This window comes from Halorientalis litorea (assembly GCF_023028225.1).
Taxonomy (GTDB): Archaea; Halobacteriota; Halobacteria; order Halobacteriales; family Haloarculaceae; genus Halorientalis; species Halorientalis litorea.
Genome location: NZ_CP095482.1, coordinates 687,542 through 711,543 on the forward strand (window position 1 = coordinate 687,542; position 24,002 = coordinate 711,543).

Sequence of the window (24,002 nt, forward strand, 5' to 3'; positions counted from 1 at the left end):
TAACTGACTCCACACCACTTCTTGCGACCGTACGTTCGACTGCTCTGCTCTGCAGGAAACCCCACCGATGCGTCCGTCGACTGCGGCCGGCATCGACTCGTCGACCGACCACAGACGAACGAGAAGAGTGCTGTCTACAGCAACCCGGCGAGCGGTCAGTCGGCCTGGGCCGCTCGCTTCAGTATCTGTGGCGTAACGACGAGGTCCAGCCCGGCGATACCGACCATCAGCAGTCGCAGCGTCTGGTCCTCGACGAAGAAAAACGCTATCCCGAGAACCAAGATGGCTGTTGTTGCAGGCATTCCCCACCGAAAGACCGGATTGTGAAACAGGTTCGGTTGTTCTGACATACCTGCAGGTTGGTGGAGAATCGGAATGTTGGTTTCGACGGGTTTCTCACCCGCAATACAGGCGGGTTGTTTTTATATCGGGAATTTTATTCCAATATTTAGCTTTTGTTCACCGGGTGGGGCGACCGGGGTGCGGACTCGAAAGGACTCTGCGTGATGCAGGTGCGAGTTTCAGTCACCGGACCGAGATGCGTACTCAAAATGTTGTGCGGGGGGGGAGCGGCACGGTAGGGCGGCGGTCAGCATCCACTCCGTTAGATGCTCAGACGGGTGTGGCGACGGCTGGCGGTGGTTGTGACACAGCAGTCGAAACAACAGTGTATCCCGCTACCGTCCATTCGCGTCAGCGAGGAAGTTAGTGGGTTGGGGCGGATTTGAACCGCCGGCTTCCTCCGTGTGAAGGAGGTATCATAACCGGACTAGATCACCAACCCGGCGCACGACGATTCCCTGCCGCGAGACTTAAGAGTTGCTTTCCCGCGATTACTCGTCGTCGCGATACTGGTCGATTCGCTCGCGGGCGTCGGCGATAGCCTCCTTGGCTTCGCCCTCGGCCCGCTCTTGAATCTCGGCCAAGTCCGACCGCACGTCCGCCAATCGGCCCGCTTCCGGTTCCGCGCCGTCGTCGCCGGTCAGTTCCTTGAACCGCTGTTCGACCGGTTCGAGCTCCTCCTCGACGCCTTTCTTGGCCGTCTCGCCCGCTCGCTTCAGATAGTACCGCGCGTCTTCGAAGTGTTTGTTCATATTTGCCCTTACGCAGAGGACAGATAAAGCGTTTGTGGCGACGGTGGCCCGAACCACCGGACAGCAGAGGTGTTTCTACACGACTAGCTCGAACCGCAACGTTTTTCATTATTTTAGGCTAACCTAAATACGTCGTGGTACCACTGCGGGTGGGCCACGCGTCTGTCCCACCGGTCGTCGGCCCTGTAGGCATCCCGGCGTCCGAACTTGTTTGTCGGCCGGCCGAGTACGAGTCGTATGTTCACTCGGCTCCCGGTTCCGACGCCGTTTCAGGTCGGACCAGTCAACGCGTATCTCACAGAGCGGACACTCGTCGACCCCGGACCCGATAGCGAGGAAGCGTGGTCACACCTGCTGGACGAACTCGACGAGCGTGGCCTCGTGCCGGCGGATATCGAACGCATCCTCGTGACCCACCCCCACCCCGACCACTTCGGGCTGGCGGCGCGGTTCCGGGATGCGGGGGCCGAAATCGTGGCCAGTCCCGACGCCGCGACCATCATGGCCGACTTCCCGGCACAGTTCGAGCGCGAACGTGCCTTCTTTACCGACTTCTTCGAGCGGTGTGGGATGGCGGCGTCCACCGCCGACACCGTTACTGACCTCCCGGAGACGTTCCTCCAGTACGGGCCGAGCGTCACCACCGACCGCGAAATCGGCGATGGAGACTCACTGACCGTCGCGGAGACGACGGTCACTGGGCGCGCAGTCCGGGGGCACGCCGAAGGGGAACTCCTCTTTTGCTACGAACACGACGGTGGACGGCGCGCACTCGTCGGTGACCACGTACTCGCCGAGATTACGCCCAACCCGTTCCTGCTCCCGCCCGCCGAATCGGGCGGCGAGCGACCCCGCGTCCTCCCGGCGTTCAACGAATCGCTCCGACAGTTACGGACGGCTGACTTCGACCGGTTCCTCCCGGGGCACCGCGGGATACTCGACGCGCCGAGCCAGCGGGTCGGGGAAATCCTCGACGCCCACGAGGAGCGAACCGAGAACGTCCGCGAACTGGTCGATGGGCCGACGACGCCACTCGACGTGATGGAAGGACTGTTCGGCGACCTGCCCATCACCGAGTACTTCCCCGGGATGAGCGAGGCCGTCGGTCACCTCGACGTGCTGGAGGCCCGCGGCGAGGTGGCGTGCCGGGACAGAGGTGGCGTCCTCGTCTACGAGCGGCCTCAGTAAGTTGGACTCTCCTCGGGGACGCCCTCACGCTTGTTCACCGCGCGGGCGAGCGTGAACAGGCAGTCCGACAGCCGGTTGAGGTAGACGATTGCGGCGTCGTTGACGCCCGCCTCCTCGGAGGCGAACGCGACGGCGCGTCGTTCGGCGCGGCGACAGACCGCCCGCGCTTGGTGGAGTCGCGCACCGGATTCGGACCCACTCGGGAGGATGAAGCGTTCGAGCGGGTCGAGTTCGTCGTCGTAGTCGTCTATCCACGACTCCACTTCGTCGACGTGTTCGTCCTGAATCCGGGGGTCGTCGTCCTCGGGCGCGGGGTTGGCGAAGTCGGCCTGCACGACGTGGAGGTGGTTCTGGACTTCGCGCAACTGGTCGTCGATGTCGTCGTAGCCCGTGGGCCGAACCGTGCCGACGAGGGCGTTCAGTTCGTCCACCGTACCGTAGGCTTCGATGCGGGGACTCGCCTTCGAGACGCGGTCCATGTTCCGCAGGTCCGTCATTCCCTCGTCGCCGCGGCCAGTGTAGATTTTCATATCGAACAGGAGGGCTGCCAGCGTCTTATAGCCCCACCCGCGGAGGTTTTGAGTCCCCCGCCCCCAGACAAGAACGATGGCACTCACCCGGAGTCCAACACTCACTACCCTCTCCCTGTTCGTCGTGGTCCTGTTGCTCCAGTCCGTCGCGAGCGTCGGGGGCGTGCTCGCGGGACTGTTCGTCCTCTCGCCCCCGATTACGGCCAATCCGTGGACACTCGTGACGAGCGTGTACGCACACGCCGGGGTGGGCCACCTGCTGGCGAACGCCGTCGCCCTCCTCCTGCCGGGACTCCTCCTCGAACGGCAGACGACGGCGGTCCGCTTCCACGCGTTCTTCGTGACGGCGGGGGCACTCTCGGGTGTCGCGGAGGTCACCGTCGGGAGTCTCGTCGGCACCCCGACCGGCGTCCTCGGGGCGAGTGGGGCCGTCCTCGCAGTCATCGGGTACGTCGTCGCGGGCAACCGCCTGACCGACGCGGCCGTCGGCGGCGTCGCCGTCTCCGGGCGAGTGAAGGTGGCCGTCTTCGCCGTCGTGGCCGTCGCAGTCACCCTCGCCACGGGCGCGCCCGGCGTGGCCCTCGTCGCCCACTTCACGGGCCTGTTCGTTGGCTTGCTCGCTGGCCGGGCGCACCTCCTCCGTCGTGAGTGACGGGCCGCGGGCGAGACGGACCGGGCGAAATATGGTGGGCAGTGTCCAGTAGACGGGTATGAGCGAATCGACACGGACACATCCGGTCCCCAGCGAACACGTCGAGACTGCCCGCGTGCGAAAGCAAGACACGTCACACCCGTCGGCACTCACCACAGACGACATCGACGCGCTCCTCGCCACCGTCGAAGCGGAGGCCGTCGGCATCCGTGAGACGCTCCGAGAGCGGGCGGCACGGACCGAGCGAGTCGAGACAGCCACCGGCGACGCCGTCGCGTACCTCGGCCCGGACACCTTCGACGCCGTGTTCGATGCGATGGGGCTCGGCGACTGCGTCCAGAAGTCGATGGCCCGCGTCGCCCACACCGAGGCGGCGGACGCCGCCGGCCTCGACGCCCCCGACCAAGTCGTCCTCGTCGGGACTCCCGATTGAGAGGGGCGCGGCGACCGCTCGTCCGGGTTCCGTCTCCGCCCGGAGACGGTGAAGAGTTCACCCCCACGAAGTGGCCCTTCTGTATAGCGTGTGGTCGTTTACGTCGCGGGAACCGGGACGTTGAATTACCGGGGCGACCAACGGCGAAGCATGAGTCTCGAACGCGAACACGAGTGCCCGACGTGCGGAGAGACGAAGACGTTCTACCGGGCCGCCAGTACGGAGTTGCACCTCGGCGAGAAGGTCAAGTGGCACTGCCCGGACTGTGACTACGGGTTCGTCACCATCGACGGTGCCGTGGACACCGGCGTGACTGCGTGACTCACCGCAGGGGTCTCTCGTCGGTGAGAAACTCGACACGTGTGTTGCCCACGTACTTACGTCGGATTCGAAGCAGGACTCTACAACGGGCCTGAGAGCCGTCTGTTTTCCTCCCGGCCCACAGTGCCGACGTGGCCAGTCCACGCGTAGACGGCGGCCCGACGAACACCCCATCCGACGCGGCTACGGCCAGTGGGTTCTACCGCAAGGCACGTCCTGTGACGGTCGGGTTTGTCGAGCATACCGGGGCCGGATTGGCGTGTCGGCCGGCAGGTTAGTCGTCGGTCGGCACCACGCTGGAACGACCCTCGCTGTCGCGCCGAAACAGCGCGCCGCCCCAACTAACTGCGCAGTGCCGAACAGTACAGACGGGGGTACGAAGACTGCGGAGAGATACGCATAGAGGACCCTGAGACCAGTCAACGGCCCGAACGACCCAATCAGCAGGTTGACAGCGAGTACAAGCACACCCATGACGCAGGCGGTCGTCAGGAGACCGCCGGTCAGCGTGCCCCCTGTTCTGTGCCGAGTTACTGAATGCCGTTCCGACTGGCTCGACTTCGGGTTCGTACGTTCGGCTCTCCGACAGTGCTTCCCGAGCCACGTGACACAGTTCGACTCGTTCGGGTTTCTTACGGGCCAGTTCTCTGGGAGACGGAGAAAACAGTGGCGATACCGGAACGGTCACACTGTTTTCGCGAACACTCGGTACCGACGAAGTCGTACTGAAGTGGCGTTTGCAGCCCACACACTGGTCCGACGTACGAGTGACCGAGAGAATGATGTACAACGTTTAATGTTCGATACGGCAACACGGTAACAAGGAATTCTGGATGTCCGGTTATTTGCCGATCGGACTGTTATCGGTCCTCGCGACAGGAGTGACAGCGGTGCTGGTCGCTCGGCGGTTCGCGGCCCCGACCGCCAAGCTGCTCGCAGGTGTCTGCGTCTGTCTCGTCACCGTGGCCGTCTCTCAGGTAGTGGTGCTCACACCGTCACCGCTCAGGGAAGCACTCACGGCGACGACTGGCGTCGGCTTGCCCGGCGATTACTGGGTCGCAATCGCGCTAGGCCTCACGTTCCCTGCCGGTGGACTGTGGCTACTCTTCTCGATACAGTACACCGGTCGTGGCAGCAGACTCCGTCGTCAAGTCGGTGCCCTGACTGTAGCCGTGATCGGTTCGTTTTACGCGGGTGCAGTGTACGTCGTGTTCCAGACGGACGGTGGGCAGTCCGTCGCGACCCTCGTTGCTGGTGTCTTCGCGTCCGGGCTGTTCTTCGTTTCACCACTCGCGAGCCTCGGAACCGTCCTAGTCATCGAGGCCGCGCTTCGCCGGAACGCCGTTCCGTTGCAGGAGGGCGTGACGCTCGCCGCCGGCGGGGTACTGTTCGTGTACGCACCCATCGTCGCGTTCAACCTCGACATGCCGGTCGCTGTCCCGACGTTCCTCATCGGTGCGTCGTTCGCTTTCGGGATTGCAGTCGAGAGGTACCCGGTGTTCGAGACACTGCCGCGTGCACGGATTGCCGCCCGAGACCGACTCTTCAACGAGACGGACGACGCCATCGTCCTCGTCGACGATCAAACCCGTGTGGTCGAACTGAACCCGGCGGCAGAGTCGCTGTTCGGTATCGACTCCGCCGACACCCTACAGCGGAGTTTACACGAGGTCTTCCCTGCCGCACCACCTCCTGCTGAACTCGCTGCGGCTGATACCCCCTCTGTGTTCCGACTCGGAGGACGCCGTATCGAAGTGACTACCAGCCGGGTGGTCGGCGAGTATGGAGCATCCGTCGGGCACCTGTTCGTTTGCAGAGACGTGACTGACCGGCAGCGACGCGACCGTCGCCTCCGAGTACTCACGCGGTTCCTCGCTGAAACTGTGGGGCAGCGAGCAGTGGGAGTCGTAGACCAAGTGGACCGACTGACCGACAGCGAGAGAGGTGCATCCGGGGTGCGAGACGACGCCCCCTCGACAGCGGTCGCCGAAGATATCCGCCAGACAACGGCGTTACTGGACCGCTTGGCCGCTACGACACGTCGCCTCGACCGCGCACTGTCGACCCGGGGGAGTGGGCCGAGCGATGTGGAAACTCTGGCACGAGATTTCGCTGCAGAGCGGGCGCAGGTAACACTGACCGTCGAAGGTGCCGGTTCGGAAACCACCGCGGCGGTCGATTCCGAGGTTTTACTGGCCGTTCTCGACCTCCTGCTCGAAGACCTGCTCACCCGAGGTGTGAGCAGCCTCCAGCTCACAGTTCGGCCGTCCCGTGACCCCGGCCCAGTGATAGAACTCCGTGAGGAGCCGTCTCCGTCCGGTGACGGACGTGAAACGGGGCAGGACGCTGTCGGACCGTCCGACGACCGAGGTGGAACGATGTCACAGTCGGCGTCGCGTACAGAGCCGGCAATCGTGTTGAGTCGGCTCGCCCTCGAACACGCGGGGGGGACCGTCGAACAGCGAGACGAAAGGTCGCTCAGGATACAGCTCCGGACGGACAGTCCGGGAGCCACGAGTAGTCTCGTCTCAGATGACGGTCGAGGAGACGGGACTTCCGGAACTCAAGCACGGACTCGGCCCGAGAAAAAAGAGGAGGAGCCACAATGAACGTGATTCGGTTGCTCGTAGGGACCGCTGTCTGTGTCACGTTGATTGTCGCAGCAGGTATCGCAGTGGACCGTCGCGACAGCCCGAGTACGTACTCGTTCGCGGTCCTGTGTCTCCTGCTCGGTGCATTCGCGCTCCTGTCTGCCGTTCCCTTCGGTGACATCACCGGGTTGGCAGGTCTCCGAATCGTCGTCCTCGAGTTCTTGACCGTGGCGTGGCTGCTCTTTGCGAGCACGTACACCGGGCGTGGACCAGCTATCTCCCGTCCGCTTCTCGCTGGAGCGCTTGGGTTCGCGGTTGCAGTCGTCCTCGGCATCGGAGTGGGGACGATCGCGCCACTGGAGTTCCGTCCGTTCATCTTCGTGGCGAACTTCGTTCTCCAGTCACTCGCGGTCGCGTTCGGACTGTATGGCCTATTCATCGCCAGTCGGTCGGTGTTCGTCTACGACGACCTGACGTCGGGCGGAGTGGTACTCGTCGGCTCACTCGCGGTCGCGTTCGTCTCACTCAGCATCCTGCTCACTCTGAGGAGAGCCGTAGGGCAGCGGGCCACACTGGACGTCTCGCTGGCAGTGCTGTCGGTAGTTGCACTGTCTGTCCTCGTCGCTACCTACCGGTCTCAGGTGTTCACTGGTGGTTCCAGTACCGGGTACCGCGCGCGCGAGCAAGTACTTGAGGAGATGGACGACGCCGTCGCCATCGTAGACAGGGCGGGCCGGATAGTCGACTGCAACGGCTCGTTCGAAGCGATGTTCGAGGTCGGCCGACGACAGGCGGTTGGGAAATCAATCGATGCTGACGTCGATTCGCTCTCCGCGGGTGAAACGGCCTCGCTCGTGACGAGCAACGGGCACCGGGAGTGTGCTGTCGAGCGAACGGTGTTGACCGCCCCCAACGGCACGTCGATTGGCACGGCGTACCGGATCAGGGATGTGACTGACCGTCGGACCCACGAGCAACGACTGGAGGTGCTCGACAGGGTACTCCGGCACAACCTCCGCAACGACCTCGACGCGATTCGCGGGTTCGCGGAGGCACTGGAAACGGAGGCGAGTACCGTCGACCCCGTCGAGCTTGGGGCCCGAATCAGAGAGACGGCGTCGGACCTGTCCGACACCTGTTCGACTGTCGAGCAGAGTGAACAGCTACTCGGCCGCGAACAACTCGACCCAGTCGCTCTCGATACCCGTTCGCTGGTTCGTGACGTACTCGGCCAGCTCACCGAGGAGTTTCCAGGTTCCGGGGTGCTGCAGGCTGAAGACGCACCGACCGTTCGGACAGACCCCAGCATCGTCGAGGCTGTCGTCCGTGAAGTCGTCGAGAACGGTCTGGAACACGGCCCTGGGGCAGAGGCCCGCGTGGTGGTCGAACTGGAGCGGTCCCCGGAGGGAGCCGAAATCACAATCCGGGACAACGGCCCGGGTATTCCCGACCGAGAGGCCGCCGTGCTGCTCGACGGCGAGGAGACGCCGCTCCAGCACGGGAGCGGCGTCGGTCTCTGGCTCGTCGACTGGGGGTTGTCGCGTCTCGGCGGGACCCTCGAAGTTCAGACGGACGGCTGTGTCGGCAGTGTCGTTACGCTCACCGTGCCCGACGCTTCACTGTAATTGGAGCTGGTGGTGACAGGGACCCTGTCGAACGTCGACGATGGGTCCGCCGTGGAGGCTGTTCGTGTCCCGTCGACAACCGCAGCACACGACGCCCGTCCCGCGCGAGTGCGGCGGTCGGGTGGCCGTCCGCTCGGCCGGCCAGCGCGGTTGCGTACCGGCGGCACCGAGCTCCGGCACGGCCACACAGCTACCCGTGTTTTTGACCCTGAAACAGGCCACCCCGAACTAACACCGGTTGGGTACAATAATCGAATATGAGCCCGATTGAGGTAGCCCTGACCACGGTGTTTTTGATTGCATTCGGCTTCCACATCCTCCTGTGGTTCCTGAAAGACAGCACCGGATTGAACAGTGAGTGGTGGGCATGAGTACCACTGTAGTGCGTTCGGTGTGACTGGCCGAGTTGGCAAATTCCTCCCAGCGAGTACGGACACGGACAGCCGTGCGTGCGGGGACACGCCGGCCGGACACACCCACTCGGGACCGACCGAGTCGGTCTGGCCGGTATAAACTGCTTTTCACGATATGAAATCTGTGACGCGGACGCGACCACAAACGACACGAACGGCGACGCCGTAGGTGGAGCCATGTCGGAATCGGACGATACAGCGGCGACGGCGGACGAGCGAACGACTATCCGGGCCGGCCGGGATTTCGAGCGGGAGTATCGGCTCGATGCGAGCGAGGCCGGCCGGTTTCTCGTCGAGTTGGGCGAACAACTTCAGAACGACGAGGAGTTGACCGTCGCGACCGACGAGTGGACACTGCCGTTCGCGTTCGGCGAACCAGTCGGGCTAGAGATAGATTTCGACGGTGTCGGCGACCCGGAACTGGAAATCGAACTCGAACTGCCGGGCCGGACCGACGAGCAGGCACCGAATATCGAGTAGGCGTCAGTCCTCAAGAGCCTGCCACGACAGTCGGGGAGTGCGGGCCGCGGCGACTTGGTCGATACGGCGGGCACTGGTCCGTCGAGGCGCGTCCTCGACAGTCTCGGCGTCCTCGCCCGCCACGGCGTTGAACGCGGCCGCCAGCTGGTCGAGTGACCGCTTGGTCTCGACTTCCGTCGGTTCGGTCATCAGTGCCTCGGGCACGGCTTCGGGCCACTTCGTCGTCGGTGGGTGGACGCCGTAGTCGAGCATCCGCTTTGCGGCGTCGGCGGCGTCCTGTTCGCCCGCGCTGGCGACGAACTCGTGGTGGAAGGGACCGAACGGTATCTCGTAGTCCACCTGCTCGGCGAGGTAGTTCGCGTTCAGGACGGCCTTCGCGCTGGCGTCGGCAAGCCCCGTGTCCCCGAGGCGAGCGATGTAGGCGTACGCCTTCACCAACACCAGCCAGTTGCCGTGGAACCCGTGGACCTTCCCGATAGACTGGTCGGGGTCGTACAACTCGAAGGCCAGCCCGTCACCCGCACCGTCGGCCGGTCGGACGTGTGGACTCGGGAGGAACGGCGCGAGTTCCTCGGTGACGCCGACCGGTCCCGCGCCGGGGCCGCCGCCGCCGTGGGGCGTGGCGAACGTCTTGTGGACGTTGTAGTGCATCACGTCGAAGCCCATATCGCCGGGCCGGGCACGGCCCAGCAGGGCGTTGAGATTGGCCCCGTCGTAGTAGAGGAGGCCGCCCGCGTCGTGGACGATGTCGGCTATCTCGCGGATGTCGCGCTCGAACAGGCCGAGCGTGTTGGGGTTGGTCAGCATCAGCGCGGCGGTGTCCTCGCCCACGGCGGCGTCGAGGGCGTCGAGGTCGACGCGGCCGTCCTCGCTCGCGGGCAGTTCGAGCACGTCGTAGCCCGCGAGTGCCGCGCTGGCGAAGTTGGTCCCGTGCGCGCCGGCCGGGACGACCACCTCGGAGCGGTCCTCGCCGTTGGCCTCGTGGTAGGCTTTCGCCACGAGGATACCCGTGTACTCGCCGGCCGCACCCGCGGGCGGTTGGAGCGTCACCGCGTCCATCCCGCCGATGCGCCCGAGGTAGTCCTGCAAGTGGTAGTAGAGTTCCAGCGTCCCCTGAACCGACCGCTCGGAGCGGGCCGGGTGGACGCCGGCGGCGGGGAGCGCGGCCACGTCCTCGGTGAACTTGGGGTTGTACTTCATCGTACAGGACCCCAGCGGGAACGGGCCACTCTCGACGCCGTAGTTCATCTGTGAGAGGCGCGTGTAGTGGCGGGCCAGTTCCGGTTCCGAGAGCGCGGGGAGTTCGAGGGAGTCCCGCGTCAGGTCGTCCGGAAGCGGACTGTCCTCGATGTCGACGGCCGTCGTGTCCTTCTCCGAGAGGAGCGGTTCGTACCGTGTCTCGTCGGCCGTCCAGCGCGCTTGGTCGTAGGTCAGCGCGTCGTTTGCCTCGTCGTCGCTCATCGGGCCACCTCCCGGAGCGCGGCGACGAACCCGTCCGTCCGGTCGGCCGTCGTGTCCGTCACACAGATTTGGACGAGGTGGTCGTCGACGGCGTGGACGGCGAACCCCTCGGCTTCGAGGTCGGCGACGACCGCCGGTGCCGGTTGGTCGGTCCGGGCGCAGAACTCCCGGAAGTGGTGCCGGTCGTGGACCGGAGCCTGTACGCCCCGTACGTCGTCGACGCGGGCAGCGAGCGACTCGGCCGCCCGCACGCAGTCCTCGGCCAACTCGACCAGGCCGTCGGGGCCGAGCCACGCCGCGTGGATGGCCGCCCGGAGCGCGACCCACGCCTGATTCGTACAGATATTGGAGGTGGCCCGCTCCTTGCGGATGTGCTGTTCACGTGTCTGCAGGGTCAGCGTGTAGGCGCGGCGGCCGCTCGCGTCCTCGCCGGCACCGACCAGTCGGCCGGGGACCTGCCGGAGGTAGTCCTCGCGGCAGGCGAACATCCCCAGTCCCATCCCGTAAGCGGTGCCCATCCCGAGCGTGCTGGCGTCACCGACCACCACGTCCGCACCTACGTCGGCCGGTCGCTCCAAGAGCGAGAGGGCCACCGGGTCCGACCCGAGACAGAACAGCGCGTCGTGGGCGTCGGCGACCGCACCGACGGCGGCCAGTCGCTCCTCTATCGCCCCCCGGACGGTGGGCGTCTCCGCGTAGACGAACGCAACGTCGTCGTCGGTGATTCCTTCGAGGGCAGCCACGTCGGCGGTCCCGTCGGTCATCGGGTACGTCTCGACGGTCATTCCGACGCCGCTGGCGTAGTTCTCCAGCACCTCACGGCGACCGTCGGCGAGCAGTTCGGGGACCAGCGCGCGGTCACCGGAGACGCTGCGGACGCGTTGGGAGAGCGTCGCCGCTTCCCCGAGTGCCGTCGCGGCGTCGTACATCGAGCAGTTCGCCACGTCGAGTCCCGTGAGTTCGACCAGCAGCGACTGATACTCGAAGAGTACCTGCAGAAAGCCCTGTGCGACTTCGGGTTGGTACTGCGTGTAGGAGGTCAGAAACTCCGAGCGGTCGGCGAGGTGGTCGACCAGCGACGGGACGTAGTGGTCGTAGTGGCCCCGTCCCAGAAACTCGGTCAGGTCGTCGTTGCGGCCGAGCAGTCGGCGCAGTTCGGCCCGAATCTCCCGTTCACTCCGCGAGTCGATGTCGAACTCGCCGTCGAAGTGAACCGGGTCGGGGATGTCGAACAGTGCTTCCTCGGTGCCGGCACCGACCGCGTCGAGCATCGCGGCCGTCTCGGCGTCGGTGTGGGGTGCGTACGGACTCCCGCGTGTGTCGTTTCCGGTCATGGTGTCTGGTATCGCCGGACTGGCCGGCGACGGTGTGATAACCGGCTGTAACGGCCGTTCGCATAAGGGTCTCCCGGTTCCGGCGGTCAGGTGCAGTAGTCGATTGCCTCGCGCACGGCGTCCGTGCGTCCGATGATGGTGAGGTGGTCGCCGCGTTCGACCGTGTCGTCGCTGTGTGGGATGCGGTTGCTGTTCCCGCGACTGATGAGTGCGACGTAGCAGTCGTCGGGCAGGTCCGACGCGAGTGCCGAGACGGTCTGGCCGGCGACTGCGTCGGCGGTCACCTCGACCTCCTGAACGTCGCCGCTCCGGTCGAGTTCCGTCATCCAGCGCGAGATGGCCGGCCGTTCGATGACGTTGTCCATCGACCACGCCACCGACATCCCCGCCGAGATGGCCTGGATGTTCAAATCGTCGAAGGCGTCCTCGTTGCCCGGGTCGTTCACGCGGCTGACGACGGTTTCCACGTCGAAGGTGTTCGTCGCGAGTTGCCCGACCAAGAGGTTCACGTCGTCGTCCCGGGTCGCGGCGGCGACGACTTTCGCGTTCTCGATACCCGCCGCTCGCAGGGTGTCCGTCTCGCTGCCGTCGCCCTCGTGGACCCGGAACCCGGACTCCCGGAGCGTGGCGACGCGGTCCGGGTCCGGTTCGACGATGGCCACTTCCTCGCCCCTGTCGTCGAGGCGTTCGGCCAGCGATAGCCCGACTCGCCCACCGCCGACGATGATGACACGCATCGGAATCACGTCGAGTGCCTGTGCGATGTGTCGCGCTAGCCCCCCTTGAAACACCACGGTTACGAGGATGACGAGGAAGACAGTCCCGACGAGCGTCGCGGCGGCCGGTTGGTTCTGAGACTGGAGTTCGAGCGCGAACAGCGTCGCCACGGACGCCGGGATGATACCGCGCGGCCCCATCGCACTGATGAACAGTCGTTCCCGGAACTCGAAGCTCCCACCGACCGTACAGAGCATGACGAGGGCGGGGCGGACGACGGCAGCCACGGCGACGACGACCAAGACCCCACCGAGTCCGAGCGTCCGGAGGTCGCCGAACGAGAGGAGCGACGCGAGCGTGATGAACACGAACGAGAGGACGACGAGCGTCACGTCACCTTTGAACTGTGCGATTTCCGCGCGGTGTGGCAGGTCGACGTTGCCGAGGACGAACCCGGCGGCGGCGACGGCCGCAATGCCGGCTTCCGGTGCCTGTACTTCGGCAATACCGTACGCACCGAGCGCGGCCGCGAACATCACCAGCCGCGCGTTCTGTGGCGCGTTGTCGGCGGAGAGTTCGACGGTGGTGAGGAGCCACCAGACGACCCCGGCCACGAGACACCCGACCACGACGCCGGTCCCGAGACGGGTCGCGAACTCGGAGACGAGTCGCGTCGCACCGCGGGACTCGACGAGCAAGTACTCGAAGGTCACGACGGCGAGGATGGCCGCCGTCACGTCGTTGATGACGCCCTCCGTTTCGAGGGTCGAAGCGACCCGCTCGCGGACGGCGACGACGTTCGTCACGGGCGTGATGACCGTCGGTCCGGTCGCGACGAGCAACGACCCGACGACGATGGCGAGGTCCCAGTCGGTCCCGAGGGCGAATTTGACCGCGACGGCGGTGCCGACCAGCGACAGCACCGCGCCGACGGTCACCAGACGGAGCGTCTCGCGAGGTGCCTGCCTGAGTCGGTCGACCCGGAGGCTGAACGCCCCCTCGAAGACGATGATGGCGACCGACAGGCCGACGATTGCCGGGAGGGCGTCGCCGAACACCGACGGCCGGACGACGCCGAGCAGTTCCGGCCCGACGACCACGCCCGCGAGAACGAGAAAGAGGACACTCGGCACGCCGAGCCGGTCCGCGAGAACCTGCGACGCGACACCCAGCCCCACGATGATGACGACCAGCGCGATGACCTCGGTTGTTGCTGACACAGCTGTGATGGCCCGGACGTCCACCGAGTCACACCGTGGCGGACCTCCGGACTACGTTGTTGGACGGCAGTACGGTATCCGTCGCTCAGGCTATCTGGTCGTCGTACTCCTCGGGCGAGAGCAGGTCGTCCAGTTCGTCCGCGTCGTCGAGTTCGACTTCGAGCATCCAGCCGTCGCCGTAGGGGTCCTCGTTGACCAGTTCCGGCGCGTCGAACAGGTCCTCGTTCGTCGTGACGACAGTCCCCGACACCGGCGCGTAGAGGTCGGAGACGGCTTTGATACTCTCGATGACGCCGAAGTCGTCGCCGGAGGCGACCGTCTCGCCCTGTCCGGGGAGTTCGACGAACACCACGTCGCCGAGTTCGTCCTGTGCGAAGTCGCTGATGCCGACGCGCACCGTCCCGTTCTCGCGGCGCGCCCACTCGTGGGATTCCATGAACCGACAGTCCTCGGGAATATCGAAACTCATCTATCGAGGAAGGGCAACGCGCGTATTTGTGCCTTTTTCGGCTCGTCCCTGACGACCACCCGGACGCGCGTCCCGGGGTCGCGGTACTCGACGGGCAGGTACGCCAGCCCGATGGGTTCGCCCAGCGTCGGACTCATCGTCCCGCTCGTGACCGTCCCGATGAGGGTGCCGTCGGTGTCCGTCACCGTGTACCCGTGGCGCGGGACGCCCCGGTCCACGAGGCGAACGCCGGTGATTTTCTCGTCCGGCCCCTCCCGCGCGACTGCTTCGAGGGCGTCCCGGCCGACGAACTCGGTGTCGAGTTTGACCGTGAACTCGACGCCCGCCTCGTAGGGGTTGCGGGGATTCTCCGCCGGGTCGAAGTCCTGTCCGGAGAGGAGAAAACCCATCTCGATTCTGAGCGTGTCGCGCGCACCGAGACCACACGGCGTGGCACCGGCCGAGACGAAGGCGGTCCATATCGCTTCGGCGTCCGCCCACGGCGCGACGAGTTCGAAGCCGTCCTCCCCGGTGTAGCCCGTCCGGGCGACCAGACAGTCGACGCCGGCCACGGTGAGGGCCATCGCGCCGAACCGGGAGAACCGACGGACCTCCCGCCGCTCGTCCTCGGGAACGGCCTCGCCGAGCAGTGTCTCCGCGTCGGGACCCTGCAGGGCGAACATCGCGTACTCGTCGGTGCGGTTCTCGACTGTGGCGTCGAGGCCCCACTCCTCGCGGTGGGCGACCCAGCGGTCGTACATCTCCGCGTCGTGGCCGGCGTTCGGGACGAACAGGTAGTCGGCGTCGCGTTCCGGCGGGAGGTTGTACACCACCGTGTCGTCGAGGATGGTGCCGTCCGCGTCGGTGATGCAGGCGTACTGGCCCTCGCCGGAGTCCAGTTCGGCCACGTCGTTGGTCGTGAGTCGTTGCATCAGCGTCCGGGCGTCCGGCCCGGTCACCTCGATTTCACCCATGTGCGACACGTCGAAGATGCCCGCCGACTCGCGGACGGCCTCGTGTTCGGCGCGGATGGAGTCGAACTCGACGGGCATGTCCCACCCGCCGAACTCGGTGAACGAGGCCCCCCGGTCCGCGTGGACCGCGTGCAGGGGCGGTTCCCGTGATGCCATACCAGAGAGGGGCCGTCGATGGACGTAACTCTTTGGCAGTCCGTCCGCCGTCGTCCCTTCAGTCGTCGGCTTCGCTGACGCCGCCGCTGTCTGATTTCAGGGCGTCGGGCAGGTCCGGCACGTCGCTGGCGTCGTGGGTCCCCGCCGGCGGGAGGTTGACCTCGGCGGCCGGAGACCCGTCGAGGTCCGTCCGCTCCGTGTCGCGGTCGCCCATCTCGCCCGCGCCGTCGGCGTCCCGGGCGTCCTGGTCGATGCGCATCGAGCAGAACTCGGCCCCGCACATCGAGCAGAAGCGCGCCTCCTTGTAGTTGTCTTCCGGGAGCGTCTGGTCGTGGTAGTCGCGGGCGCGCTCGGGGTCCAAGGCGAGTTCGAACTGCCGCCGCCAGTCGAACTCGTAGCGGGCCTCCGAGAGGGCGTCGTCCCAGTCGCGCGCGCCCTGTTTGCCTGTGGCCACGTCACCGGCGTGGGCGGCGATGCGGTAGGCCGCCAGGCCGTCGCGCACGTCCTCGGCGTCCGGCAGGCCGAGGTGTTCCTTGGGCGTGACGTAACAGAGCATCGCCGCGCCCGCCCGCGCCGCCTCGGCCGCCCCGATGGCACTCGTGATGTGGTCGTATCCCGGGGCGATGTCGGTGACCAGCGGCCCGAGCAGGTAGAAGGGCGCGCCGTCACACACCTCCTGCTGGCGTTCGACGTTCGGTCGGACCTCGTCCAGCGGAACGTGGCCCGGCCCCTCGACCATGACCTGCACGCCGTCGTCCCACGCGGCCCGGGTCAACTCGCCGAGCGTGTCCAGTTCGGCGAACTGCGCCGCGTCGCTGGCGTCGGCGAGACACCCCGGTCGGAGGCCGTCGCCGAGGCTGACGGTGACATCGTGGGTGCGGAGTATCTCGCAGATAGCCTCGAAGTGCGTGTAAAGTGGGTTCTGCGCACCGTTCTCCTCCATCCACTGTGCGAGGATGGACCCGCCGCGGGAGACGATGCCCGTCTTCCGGCCGTCGGTCAGCGGCAGGTGTTCGGCGAGGACGCCCGCGTGAATCGTCATGTAGTCGACGCCCTGCCGGGCCTGTTTCTCGATGACATCGAGCAGTATCTCGGGCGTGATGTCCGTCACGTCCTCGACGCGCGTGACTGCCTCGTAGATGGGGACGGTGCCCAGCGGCACCGGCGAGTGGGTGACGTTCGCTTCCCTGACCCCGTCCAAGTCGCCGCCCGTCGAGAGGTCCATCACCGTGTCCGCGCCGTGGTGGACTGCGGCGTGGAGTTTCTGCAGTTCGCCCGCCCGGTCGCTCGTCGTCTCGCTGGTGCCGATGTTCGCGTTGACTTTCGTGGCGAACTCCCGACCGATTATCATCGGGTCCAACGCCTCGTGATGGTGGTTCGCGGGGATGACCGCCTGCCCCGCCGCCACCTGCTCGCGGACGAACGACGGGTCACGGTTCTCGCGCTCGGCGACCCGCTCCATCGCCGGAGTGACCGTTCCCTCACGCGCCTGTTCGAGTTGTGTCGCCATAACCACTAGGTTATATTACTTAGTCATAAAACTTGCGTGGGCGCGAAGGTGGGCCTAGTCGGACCACGGCCCGACCGACCGTTCGTTTGGTTTAATCTACTTCTGTGTTAGTGACACAAGTTTTTGCGGCGTTAGAGAGCCATAATTCTCCATTCGTCTACTATCTCTGCCCGCGCGTTAGTTCAGTATAAATCATTAAGGTTTATGTTTCAGCGAGTGGAAGGAGGGAACGAGGACACACAGTCCCGACCGACAATGAACCGGCCTCGACGCGACGACATCGACCCGATGGTGCCCGAACTGTCAACCACCACGTACCGACCGGACGGCGGCGTTCGTGTAGACGCCGACACGTCCGACGAGCGGGCAGTCGAGGCCGATGCACCGCTCGTTCCCGACGTTTCCTGACACTCCTCACTCGTTTCGGACTGCCAGCGGCAGGGCAGTCCGGTGCTGTCAGCGGAGTTCACAGCGGTGCGACACGCCTGTTTTCAGAAAGTTTCGGCAAAACTTTCAATTGATTTCATCGCTCAAAAAACCCAAGCCTTTGATTACGAAGGCCCCCGACTATAAGCAACATGGGGACAGGGGACACCCCCGACGACGAGACAGAGGAGTCAGGACATCAGTCCCTAGAGTATCAGACCAACTGGGACCGCTCGGACCCCGACACCATTTCAAGTACTATCGTCCGGGCCGTCGCGACAACGAAGGATGTCGACCCGACGGGTATCGTCACGCCACTCAACGAGACGCTCAACGCCGACGCACTCGTAAACGTTCTCGCCTCCGGAGCAGGCAACGGTAACATCACCATCACGTTCGACTTCGCCGACCGGCAGGTCACTGCCCGCGACGACGGCCAGATTACCGTCCGTGCCGCCGAATAACCTGCTCACTCCGTCGGTTCGTTCTCGCCAGTTCGGAGGTTGTCCGCGAGAAACGTCGAGAGTCCACGCCGCAATCGCTGTGAGGCCGCGGAGTCGGAGATGCCGAGGCCGTCCCCGAGTTCCCTGAGCGTCGTCTGCCGTGGCACCTCGAAGTACCCCACCTCCAGTGCCGTGGCCAGCAGTTCACGCTGTGCCGGCGTCAGTCCGTCCCGTGGCTCACCGGCACCGGTGGACTGATACACCCGCTCGAGGGACACCTCGACACCGCGCTCGCGGCACCGGTGGTTGAACGTCGACAGGGAGTCGGACGCCGGGAACTGGAGTCTGAACACCCACGTGTCCGTCTCGCGGGCCACGTCGAGGGCCACCGCGTCGGTGTCGGACATGACCGGGAGAACGTCGTCGGGTTCCTCGGCCCACGTGACCTTCAGGAGCGACTGTGATTCCGTCTCGTCGAGGACGCTCACGTCCTCGACCCGTTCGACCTCACAGAGACGTTCGGCGACTCCCGCCCCGTCCGTCGTCTCCACCCAGAAGTAGGGCATCGTCGCCGACGAGATAGGAACGACGCACTTGGCCGTGACCGTCACGTCGGGAATCGTCTCGAACGCCCGACCGAGCGCGAACGACGACGGCGCGAGCGCGATACGTGCGACGACAGTCATACCATCGCAGTCGGGGAGCACGGCCGTACCGCTCGACACGGCTGTCGTGTGTTACCACACGTAAACATCCGCCTCAGTGTCGGTCGGGTCGCTCGCCACCACGGAGCCGGTTCCCGGAGTCTCATCGGCATAGGAGCGGAGTCGGGTGCCCTGCTCGAAGCGTCCGTCCGGCGGGCGGTTGGGAGGCGAACGCAGCGTCTCCGGCACTCTCGTCACGACCAGCTGACTCGATGTCGGTCACACCAACCTCCATAGCCGCGAACGCAAAACAAACAACCCTTGGTATTCGAAGGTTTTTAAGTTGCCGAGCGGCCGGCTCCGACCGAGTGGTGGCGTCAGGGCGACCGACCTCCTCGAGCGAACCGCGCACCTCTTTACCCACCCGTCGCCAACTGCCGGCATGGGATTCGTGCGTCGACTGCTCGGCGGGGAGACGACCCGGGTCGGTCTGTTCGTGGACGGACCGAACGTCCTGCGCTCCGAGTTCGATGTCGACCTCGCGGACGTCCGCGAGGCGGCCGCTGGAGAGGGGCGTCTCGCGGTCACTCGCCTCTACCTCGACGAACACGCCTCGTCCGGACTGATACAGGCCGCCGAGGCCAACGGGTTCGAGGTGGTGACGACCAGCGGCGACGTAGACGTGAAACTCGCCGTGGACGCGACGGCGGCCGTCGCCGACGGCGATATCGACGTACTCGCCGTCGCCTCCCGGGACACCGACTTCAAGCCCGTCGTGGAAGCCGCCGCGCGGCGGGGTGTCCGGACGTTCGCCATCGCGCCCGGCGAGTACGGCCGGTCGGACGCGCTCCGAACCGCCGCCCACGACGCCGTGACGCTAGAGTGAGGGGTTTGCCCGCGGAGACGAACCGCTTTTGGACGCGCCGCGTGTGCCACGAGACATGGACGAACTCGACACGCCGGTACTGGACAACCACATGCATCTGGACCCGGTGAACGGCCGGAACACGGCGGCTGTCGAGGAGTTCGCGGCGATGGGCGGGACGCACTTGCTCGTCCTCAACAAACCCTCGTGGCACCTCGGCGTCGAGGTGGAGACGCCCGCGGACTTCCGGGCGGTGTTCGAGATGACTATCGACGCCGTGGCGGACGCCACGGAGGTCCTCGACGGCCGGGCGTGGCCGGTGCTGGGCGTCCACCCGACGCTCATCTCGCAACTGCTCGACCGTGGGTTCACCGCCGAGGAAGCGGGGGAGTTGATGCGCGGCGGGTTGGACGTCGCCGCCGAGTACGTCGCCGAGGGGCCGGCTCTCGCGCTCAAATCCGGGCGACCCCACTACGAGGTGACCGAGGACGTGTGGGCGGCGTCGAACGAGACGATGCGACACGCCTTCGAGCTCGGTGCCGAGACGGGCTGTGCCGTGCAACTCCACACCGAGGGCGGCGAGGACTTCACCGACGTCGCCGAGTGGGCCGAGAACAGCGGCCTCGCCCGCGAGCGCGTTGTCAAACACTACGCCGGGGGGCGCGTGGCGGGGCCGACGCCGAGCGTCCTGAGCGACGAGGACGAACTCGAAGTCGCCGCCGAGGCGGGCGACCCGTTCCTCATGGAGACGGACTTCATCGACGACCCAGACCGACCCGGGGCGGTCCTCGGTCCCAAGACTGTGCCGCGCCGGGTCCGCTGGCTGCTCGATTCGGGGTACGAGGCGGCCGTCGAGAACGCACACGTCGAGACGCCAGCACGCGTCTACGGCATCGACACCCGGGCAACGCTGTCGAATTGACCGGCTCGGGAGCGGCGGACGTGGCAATCTCTGCCTCGCGGCGTTTATAGGTCCGGCTGTGTATAGGGCGAGGTATGAGTGAACCGCCGGGAGAGTTCTACACGCCGGACCGTTGGCAGAACTGGATCGACAGAATCGACGAGGAGGACATCGACCCCGAGGACGAGGACTCGGCGCGACTTCTGTTGAACCTCCAGGACGACACCGCCATCGCGGTGGCGAAGATACTCACGGCCTACGACGAGGGCCACATCGACGAGGAGGAGACGCTGGAAGAACTCGCCGACGTGCGCGAAATCGTCCTCGCGGAGGTCGACATCCCCGACGAGGAGAAGGTGATGCTGGTGGACGGCGTCCAGACGTCGCTCGTTCCGGTGTTCTACGCCGCCGAGGAGTACGTCGCCGGTGGCGTCGCCGAGGAGGGCACCGTCGCCGACTACATCCACGCGGCCGCCGACGCGGAGAGCGAGGAGGACCCGGACGCGGCACTGGGCTACTGCGCACAGGCCGGGACGCTCATCATCGACGGCGAGGACCTCCCGATGGACGTGGCCGAGGAGTTGGAGTTCGGACTCGTCGCGGAGTGGGTCAACGGCCTCGACAGCCTCCAGACGGCCATGAGCGACCCCGAAGTCGTCGAAGAGGACGACGCCTGACATCCTCCCATGGCTAAAGCCGTGGGGTTCCCGGCCACAGGCCGGGCAGTCCACGGCGGGAGGTTCCCCACTCGTACGCGGTGGGGTTGTGGGCCGTGCCAGTACGGCCCCCGGCCGAGATAGCGGGCTTCATCTACCCCCGCGAAGGGTGCGTATCCTTACCTCGGACTCGGCATCACAACCAACGAACGCCGACACGATCAGCGTTTCGCCGGCTGTCGGCTTCATCCCACGACTGAAGTCGTGGGCTTTCGCCTCGAAACTCTGTAATCCGAGAGCCCGCCACACCTATTGCTGTGGACCGCTCACCTCCAGTGAGCGATGGCCACGCGCGCACAGTCCGAGACAGTCGGCGTCGTGTTGCTCGTCGCCGTCGTCGTCACCCTCGTCGGACTGGTGAGTGCCGTCGCACTCTCGGACATCGGCGGCGACGAGGGACCGCTCGCTGACCTCGACGTGAGCGCGAACGAGACGAACCTGACCGTCGAACACCGGGGCGGCGACGACCTCGCCGTCGGTGACCTCGCTATCGTCCTCCGCTCGTCGTCGGAGTCCCGGCGCGTCACCGTCGATAGAATCAACCTGACCGACAGGAACGGTGACGGGCAGTTCGGCCTCGGTGACCGCATCGTCCGTGCCCACGGACTCGACGGCGACAGCGCGAACGTCGCCGTCGTCCACACGCCGTCGAACACGGTGTTGCTCGACGAGGCGGTGTCGTTGCGCGACCCGGACTTCTGAGCCAGATATCGCCGGTCCGAACAGCCGCATGAGTTTTACTCGGTGGGCTGATAGGCACGGTAGTGACGTTCCGTTCCGACACGCGCGGGCAGGCAATCCAAGTCGGAGCGGTGCTTCTGTTCGCCGCGCTCATCACCGCCTACGCCACCTACCAAGCGGTCGTCGTCCCGCAGCAGAACCGACAGGTCGAGTTCGACCACAGCCAACAGGTCCAAGGAGACCTGCTCGACCTCCGGAACGCCATCGTGTCGCCACGGAGCGGGGGTGACTCGGTGTCGGTCAGACTCGGGACACAGTACCCGAGCCGGGCACTCCTGTTGAACCCATCCCCGCCGTCGGGGTCGTTGCGGACGGTGGACACCGGCAACGCGTCACGGAACCTGACCGTCCGGAACGCGACGGCGAGCGGCGAGGTGCGCGATTTCTGGAACGGCACGAGCCACCGCTACCCCACGGGCGCGTTCGTGTACCAACCCGAGTACAACGAGTACCGCGGGGTCGAAACCTACTACGAGAACACCGTGCTGTACAATCAGGGGCCGGGGGCGACAGTGCCACTGTCCGGCCAGCGACTCGTCGACGACGAGGACCTCACGCTGGTGACGTTCAACGGGTCGCTGAGTCGGGGTCGGTCCGCGAGTGTCGGCGTCGACGTGCGACCGGTGAGTTTCTCCGAGACGACTGTCGCCGTCGGCAACGACACTAGCAACGTCACCGTCTCGTTCCCGACACGGCTCCCGAGAGACCAGTGGCGGACGTTGCTCGACGGCGAGTTCGTCGACCAAGGAGGACACGTGACCCGTATCCGGAACCGGTCGCTGGGCAGTGACGTCGACCTGTTGTCGGTCGACCTCGAATCGGGCGTCGAGTACGACCTCCGGATGCTGAAGGTCGGCTTCGGGACGAACCTCCGGGCGGCCGAGACGGGCTACATCGTCCCAGTCGCCGGCAACGAGTCGACGGTCCCCGAGGGCGGCACCCAGCGGGTCGTCTTCGAGGTCCGTGACCGCTACAACAACCCGGTCGACGGCGTCGAGGTGAACGCGAGCGTCTCGCTCCCGGGTGCGTCGGTGTCGCCGACACGACAGGAGACCGACGGGGAGGGCCGACTCAGCGTGACGTACAACGCAACTGACGTGGACATCTCGGGCGTCGCCCAGCGGACGGAGACGCTCAACGTGAGTTTCGACGCGCCGCAGTCGGCACTCGATACACCCGGCTTCGACCGGCGCGCCCCGGAGAACGCGACCGTCGAGTTGGCCGTCAGGAACGCCGACGACAGTGGACTCGGGGGCGGTGGTGGCGGGGTGGGCGGCGACCTCACCTACGACGGTGGCGCGGTAGCCTACGACGGGCAGGACTTCGGAACCGTTCCCGGCGGCGTCAACGCCTCGTTCACCAACGAATTCGGGCAGGACGTCACCGTGACGGACATCAGAGTCGTGCCGCAGAACCCAAGCATCGACGGACTCGACGACACGGTAGGGACGAACACGCCGCCCGCGCCGGGGCGGAACGAACTCTTCGTCAGGAGTGACGTACAGGACGGATACGTGGACATCAACGGTGGATACGATTTGCCCACGACCATCGACGTCGACGACGACGGCTTCCTGAACAACGGGAATCCGGTCGTCTCCGCCGGGTCGTCGCTGACCGTCTACCTGTACGAGTTCTACGACGGCGCGACGAACGTCAACATGGACGGCGAAACCGTCGAAATCACCCTGAGTTACCGACTCGAAAACGGCCTCACCGGGGAGAAGACCTACACGGTGACGCCCACCGCGTCGGGTGGTGGTGGCAACACCGCGCCGTCGGTGACCATCGACTCGGTGACGGAGACCTCCACTGGTCCCCGGACAGCAGACGTTCAGGTGGATTTCACCGGCAGTGACCCCGACGGGAATCTAGACAGCTACACCGTCGAGCTGTACGACAGTAGTAGCAAGACGGACCAGCTGGACTCGGCTAGCTCGACGTCGTACACTGGCGGTTCCCAGACGGTGACGGTCAGCGATACGGACAGCGCGAACCAGCCAGACGCGGGAAGCTCCCCCTACTACGTGGTCGTGACCGTCACAGACACGCAGGGCGCGAGCGACACCGCCGAGCAGTCGACTTGACCCGTGGTCAGTGGCCGGAAGCGTTTATTTCG

General features: G+C 65.8%; 24 protein-coding genes and 1 tRNA gene. 14 read left to right on the plus strand and 11 right to left on the minus strand.

The genetic code is table 11. The features are described 5' to 3' along the window. Positions 1 to 155: 155 nt before the first annotated feature. The 3 genes from MUG95_RS03725 to MUG95_RS03735 all read right to left on the minus strand — a co-directional run bounded on the left by MUG95_RS03725 (position 156) and on the right by MUG95_RS03735 (position 1,094). A complete protein-coding gene (locus MUG95_RS03725) occupies positions 156 to 302 on the minus strand; it encodes a hypothetical protein (protein WP_247009733.1) in 147 nt (48 codons plus the stop codon). Between the two features lie 407 nt (positions 303 to 709). Continuing rightward, a tRNA-Val gene (locus MUG95_RS03730) sits at positions 710 to 784 on the minus strand. Positions 785 to 833: 49 nt separating this feature from the next. Further along, a complete protein-coding gene (locus MUG95_RS03735; protein ID WP_247009734.1) occupies positions 834 to 1,094 on the minus strand; it encodes a DUF7553 family protein in 261 nt (86 codons plus the stop codon). 237 nt (positions 1,095 to 1,331) lie between these two features. On the opposite strand from MUG95_RS03735, the gene MUG95_RS03740 reads away from it, so the two are divergent. Beyond that, entirely contained in the window at positions 1,332 to 2,282 is a 951-nt protein-coding gene (locus tag MUG95_RS03740; protein WP_247009735.1) for an MBL fold metallo-hydrolase, read from the plus strand. On the opposite strand, the gene MUG95_RS03745 is transcribed toward MUG95_RS03740, so the two are convergent. Further along, positions 2,276 to 2,812 (minus strand): cob(I)yrinic acid a,c-diamide adenosyltransferase, encoded by a 537-nt coding sequence (locus MUG95_RS03745; RefSeq protein ID WP_247009736.1) that lies wholly within the window; start codon positions 2,810 to 2,812, stop codon positions 2,276 to 2,278. The genes MUG95_RS03740 and MUG95_RS03745 overlap by 7 nt on opposite strands. 76 nt (positions 2,813 to 2,888) lie before the next feature. On the opposite strand from MUG95_RS03745, the gene MUG95_RS03750 reads away from it, so the two are divergent. The 6 genes from MUG95_RS03750 (at position 2,889) to MUG95_RS03775 (ending at position 9,327) form a co-directional block, all read left to right on the plus strand. After that, positions 2,889 to 3,464: a rhomboid family intramembrane serine protease gene (locus MUG95_RS03750; protein WP_247009737.1), complete on the plus strand. Its 576-nt coding sequence runs from the start codon at positions 2,889 to 2,891 to the stop codon at positions 3,462 to 3,464. A 58-nt stretch (positions 3,465 to 3,522) separates the two neighbouring features. Beyond that, entirely contained in the window at positions 3,523 to 3,897 is a 375-nt protein-coding gene (locus MUG95_RS03755; RefSeq protein ID WP_247009738.1) for a hypothetical protein, read from the plus strand. A gap of 150 nt (positions 3,898 to 4,047) precedes the next feature. Then, the gene (locus tag MUG95_RS03760; protein ID WP_247009739.1) at positions 4,048 to 4,218 is read left to right on the plus strand and encodes a DUF7838 family putative zinc beta-ribbon protein; all 171 of its coding nucleotides are present in this window, start codon (positions 4,048 to 4,050) and stop codon (positions 4,216 to 4,218) included. Between the two features lie 890 nt (positions 4,219 to 5,108). Continuing rightward, positions 5,109 to 6,827, plus strand: a complete 1,719-nt coding sequence (locus MUG95_RS03765; RefSeq protein ID WP_247009740.1) for a PAS domain S-box protein — start codon at positions 5,109 to 5,111, stop codon at positions 6,825 to 6,827. Then, on the plus strand, positions 6,824 to 8,434 hold the full coding sequence (locus MUG95_RS03770) for an ATP-binding protein (RefSeq protein WP_247009741.1): 1,611 nt from the start codon (positions 6,824 to 6,826) through the stop codon (positions 8,432 to 8,434). Before MUG95_RS03765 ends, MUG95_RS03770 begins: the two co-directional genes overlap by 4 nt. 590 nt (positions 8,435 to 9,024) lie before the next feature. Next, positions 9,025 to 9,327, plus strand: a complete 303-nt coding sequence (locus tag MUG95_RS03775; protein ID WP_247009742.1) for an amphi-Trp domain-containing protein — start codon at positions 9,025 to 9,027, stop codon at positions 9,325 to 9,327. 3 nt (positions 9,328 to 9,330) lie between these two features. Here the strand turns inward: MUG95_RS03775 and gcvPB are convergent, their stop codons facing one another. From gcvPB to thiC, 6 genes are all read right to left on the minus strand, one after another. Then, entirely contained in the window at positions 9,331 to 10,788 is a 1,458-nt protein-coding gene (gene gcvPB, locus MUG95_RS03780; RefSeq protein WP_247009743.1) for an aminomethyl-transferring glycine dehydrogenase subunit GcvPB, read from the minus strand. Further along, the gene (gcvPA, locus tag MUG95_RS03785) at positions 10,785 to 12,122 is read right to left on the minus strand and encodes an aminomethyl-transferring glycine dehydrogenase subunit GcvPA (RefSeq protein ID WP_247009744.1); all 1,338 of its coding nucleotides are present in this window, start codon (positions 12,120 to 12,122) and stop codon (positions 10,785 to 10,787) included. The genes gcvPB and gcvPA overlap by 4 nt, the downstream gene beginning before the upstream one ends. Positions 12,123 to 12,208: 86 nt before the next feature. Continuing rightward, entirely contained in the window at positions 12,209 to 14,059 is a 1,851-nt protein-coding gene (locus MUG95_RS03790; protein WP_247009745.1) for a cation:proton antiporter domain-containing protein, read from the minus strand. An 85-nt stretch (positions 14,060 to 14,144) separates the two neighbouring features. Beyond that, entirely contained in the window at positions 14,145 to 14,528 is a 384-nt protein-coding gene (gene gcvH, locus MUG95_RS03795; protein WP_247009746.1) for a glycine cleavage system protein GcvH, read from the minus strand. After that, a complete protein-coding gene (gene gcvT / locus MUG95_RS03800) occupies positions 14,525 to 15,637 on the minus strand; it encodes a glycine cleavage system aminomethyltransferase GcvT (RefSeq protein ID WP_247009747.1) in 1,113 nt (370 codons plus the stop codon). The genes gcvH and gcvT overlap by 4 nt, the downstream gene beginning before the upstream one ends. Positions 15,638 to 15,695: 58 nt before the next feature. Next, on the minus strand, positions 15,696 to 17,147 hold the full coding sequence (thiC, locus tag MUG95_RS03805; RefSeq protein WP_247009748.1) for a phosphomethylpyrimidine synthase ThiC: 1,452 nt from the start codon (positions 17,145 to 17,147) through the stop codon (positions 15,696 to 15,698). 255 nt (positions 17,148 to 17,402) lie between these two features. Between thiC and MUG95_RS03810 the strand changes: the two genes are divergently transcribed. Beyond that, entirely contained in the window at positions 17,403 to 17,555 is a 153-nt protein-coding gene (locus MUG95_RS03810) for a hypothetical protein (RefSeq protein ID WP_247009749.1), read from the plus strand. Positions 17,556 to 17,725: 170 nt separating this feature from the next. Continuing rightward, positions 17,726 to 18,037, plus strand: coding sequence for a HalOD1 output domain-containing protein (locus MUG95_RS03815; protein WP_247009750.1), 312 nt, complete (start codon positions 17,726 to 17,728; stop codon positions 18,035 to 18,037). Between the two features lie 5 nt (positions 18,038 to 18,042). On the opposite strand, the gene MUG95_RS03820 is transcribed toward MUG95_RS03815, so the two are convergent. After that, on the minus strand, positions 18,043 to 18,702 hold the full coding sequence (locus tag MUG95_RS03820; protein ID WP_247009751.1) for a helix-turn-helix domain-containing protein: 660 nt from the start codon (positions 18,700 to 18,702) through the stop codon (positions 18,043 to 18,045). 400 nt (positions 18,703 to 19,102) lie between these two features. Here MUG95_RS03820 and MUG95_RS03825 point away from each other — a divergent pair, with 400 nt between their 5' ends. The 5 genes from MUG95_RS03825 to MUG95_RS03845 all read left to right on the plus strand — a co-directional run bounded on the left by MUG95_RS03825 (position 19,103) and on the right by MUG95_RS03845 (position 23,970). Beyond that, entirely contained in the window at positions 19,103 to 19,546 is a 444-nt protein-coding gene (locus tag MUG95_RS03825) for an NYN domain-containing protein (RefSeq protein WP_247009752.1), read from the plus strand. Between the two features lie 55 nt (positions 19,547 to 19,601). Next, positions 19,602 to 20,447 (plus strand): TatD family hydrolase, encoded by an 846-nt coding sequence (locus MUG95_RS03830; protein WP_247009753.1) that lies wholly within the window; start codon positions 19,602 to 19,604, stop codon positions 20,445 to 20,447. Between the two features lie 74 nt (positions 20,448 to 20,521). After that, positions 20,522 to 21,103 (plus strand): DUF2150 family protein, encoded by a 582-nt coding sequence (locus MUG95_RS03835; RefSeq protein WP_247009754.1) that lies wholly within the window; start codon positions 20,522 to 20,524, stop codon positions 21,101 to 21,103. A gap of 321 nt (positions 21,104 to 21,424) precedes the next feature. Beyond that, entirely contained in the window at positions 21,425 to 21,844 is a 420-nt protein-coding gene (locus tag MUG95_RS03840) for a type IV pilin domain-containing protein (protein WP_247009755.1), read from the plus strand. 62 nt (positions 21,845 to 21,906) lie between these two features. Beyond that, positions 21,907 to 23,970, plus strand: coding sequence for a hypothetical protein (locus tag MUG95_RS03845; RefSeq protein ID WP_247009756.1), 2,064 nt, complete (start codon positions 21,907 to 21,909; stop codon positions 23,968 to 23,970). The last annotated feature ends 32 nt before the right edge of the window (positions 23,971 to 24,002 follow it).

Excerpts from the sequence above, each read along its gene's own strand:
- thiC (WP_247009748.1), bottom strand. The coding sequence starts at position 17,147 with ATGGCGACACAACTCGAACAGGCGCGTGAGGGAACGGTCACTCCGGCG.
- MUG95_RS03830 (WP_247009753.1), top strand. The coding sequence starts at position 19,602 with ATGGACGAACTCGACACGCCGGTACTGGACAACCACATGCATCTGGAC.
- MUG95_RS03740 (WP_247009735.1), top strand. The coding sequence starts at position 1,332 with ATGTTCACTCGGCTCCCGGTTCCGACGCCGTTTCAGGTCGGACCAGTC.
- MUG95_RS03755 (WP_247009738.1), top strand. The coding sequence starts at position 3,523 with ATGAGCGAATCGACACGGACACATCCGGTCCCCAGCGAACACGTCGAG.
- MUG95_RS03750 (WP_247009737.1), top strand. The coding sequence starts at position 2,889 with ATGGCACTCACCCGGAGTCCAACACTCACTACCCTCTCCCTGTTCGTC.
- MUG95_RS03835 (WP_247009754.1), top strand. The coding sequence starts at position 20,522 with ATGAGTGAACCGCCGGGAGAGTTCTACACGCCGGACCGTTGGCAGAAC.
- MUG95_RS03735 (WP_247009734.1), bottom strand. The coding sequence starts at position 1,094 with ATGAACAAACACTTCGAAGACGCGCGGTACTATCTGAAGCGAGCGGGC.
- MUG95_RS03820 (WP_247009751.1), bottom strand. The coding sequence starts at position 18,702 with ATGACTGTCGTCGCACGTATCGCGCTCGCGCCGTCGTCGTTCGCGCTC.
- MUG95_RS03770 (WP_247009741.1), top strand. The coding sequence starts at position 6,824 with ATGAACGTGATTCGGTTGCTCGTAGGGACCGCTGTCTGTGTCACGTTG.
- MUG95_RS03760 (WP_247009739.1), top strand. The coding sequence starts at position 4,048 with ATGAGTCTCGAACGCGAACACGAGTGCCCGACGTGCGGAGAGACGAAG.
- MUG95_RS03815 (WP_247009750.1), top strand. The coding sequence starts at position 17,726 with ATGGGGACAGGGGACACCCCCGACGACGAGACAGAGGAGTCAGGACAT.
- gcvPA (WP_247009744.1), bottom strand. The coding sequence starts at position 12,122 with ATGACCGGAAACGACACACGCGGGAGTCCGTACGCACCCCACACCGAC.
- MUG95_RS03810 (WP_247009749.1), top strand. The coding sequence starts at position 17,403 with ATGAACCGGCCTCGACGCGACGACATCGACCCGATGGTGCCCGAACTG.
- MUG95_RS03745 (WP_247009736.1), bottom strand. The coding sequence starts at position 2,812 with ATGAAAATCTACACTGGCCGCGGCGACGAGGGAATGACGGACCTGCGG.
- MUG95_RS03840 (WP_247009755.1), top strand. The coding sequence starts at position 21,425 with ATGGCCACGCGCGCACAGTCCGAGACAGTCGGCGTCGTGTTGCTCGTC.
- MUG95_RS03775 (WP_247009742.1), top strand. The coding sequence starts at position 9,025 with ATGTCGGAATCGGACGATACAGCGGCGACGGCGGACGAGCGAACGACT.
- MUG95_RS03725 (WP_247009733.1), bottom strand. The coding sequence starts at position 302 with ATGCCTGCAACAACAGCCATCTTGGTTCTCGGGATAGCGTTTTTCTTC.
- gcvPB (WP_247009743.1), bottom strand. The coding sequence starts at position 10,788 with ATGAGCGACGACGAGGCAAACGACGCGCTGACCTACGACCAAGCGCGC.
- MUG95_RS03825 (WP_247009752.1), top strand. The coding sequence starts at position 19,103 with ATGGGATTCGTGCGTCGACTGCTCGGCGGGGAGACGACCCGGGTCGGT.
- gcvH (WP_247009746.1), bottom strand. The coding sequence starts at position 14,528 with ATGAGTTTCGATATTCCCGAGGACTGTCGGTTCATGGAATCCCACGAG.
- gcvT (WP_247009747.1), bottom strand. The coding sequence starts at position 15,637 with ATGGCATCACGGGAACCGCCCCTGCACGCGGTCCACGCGGACCGGGGG.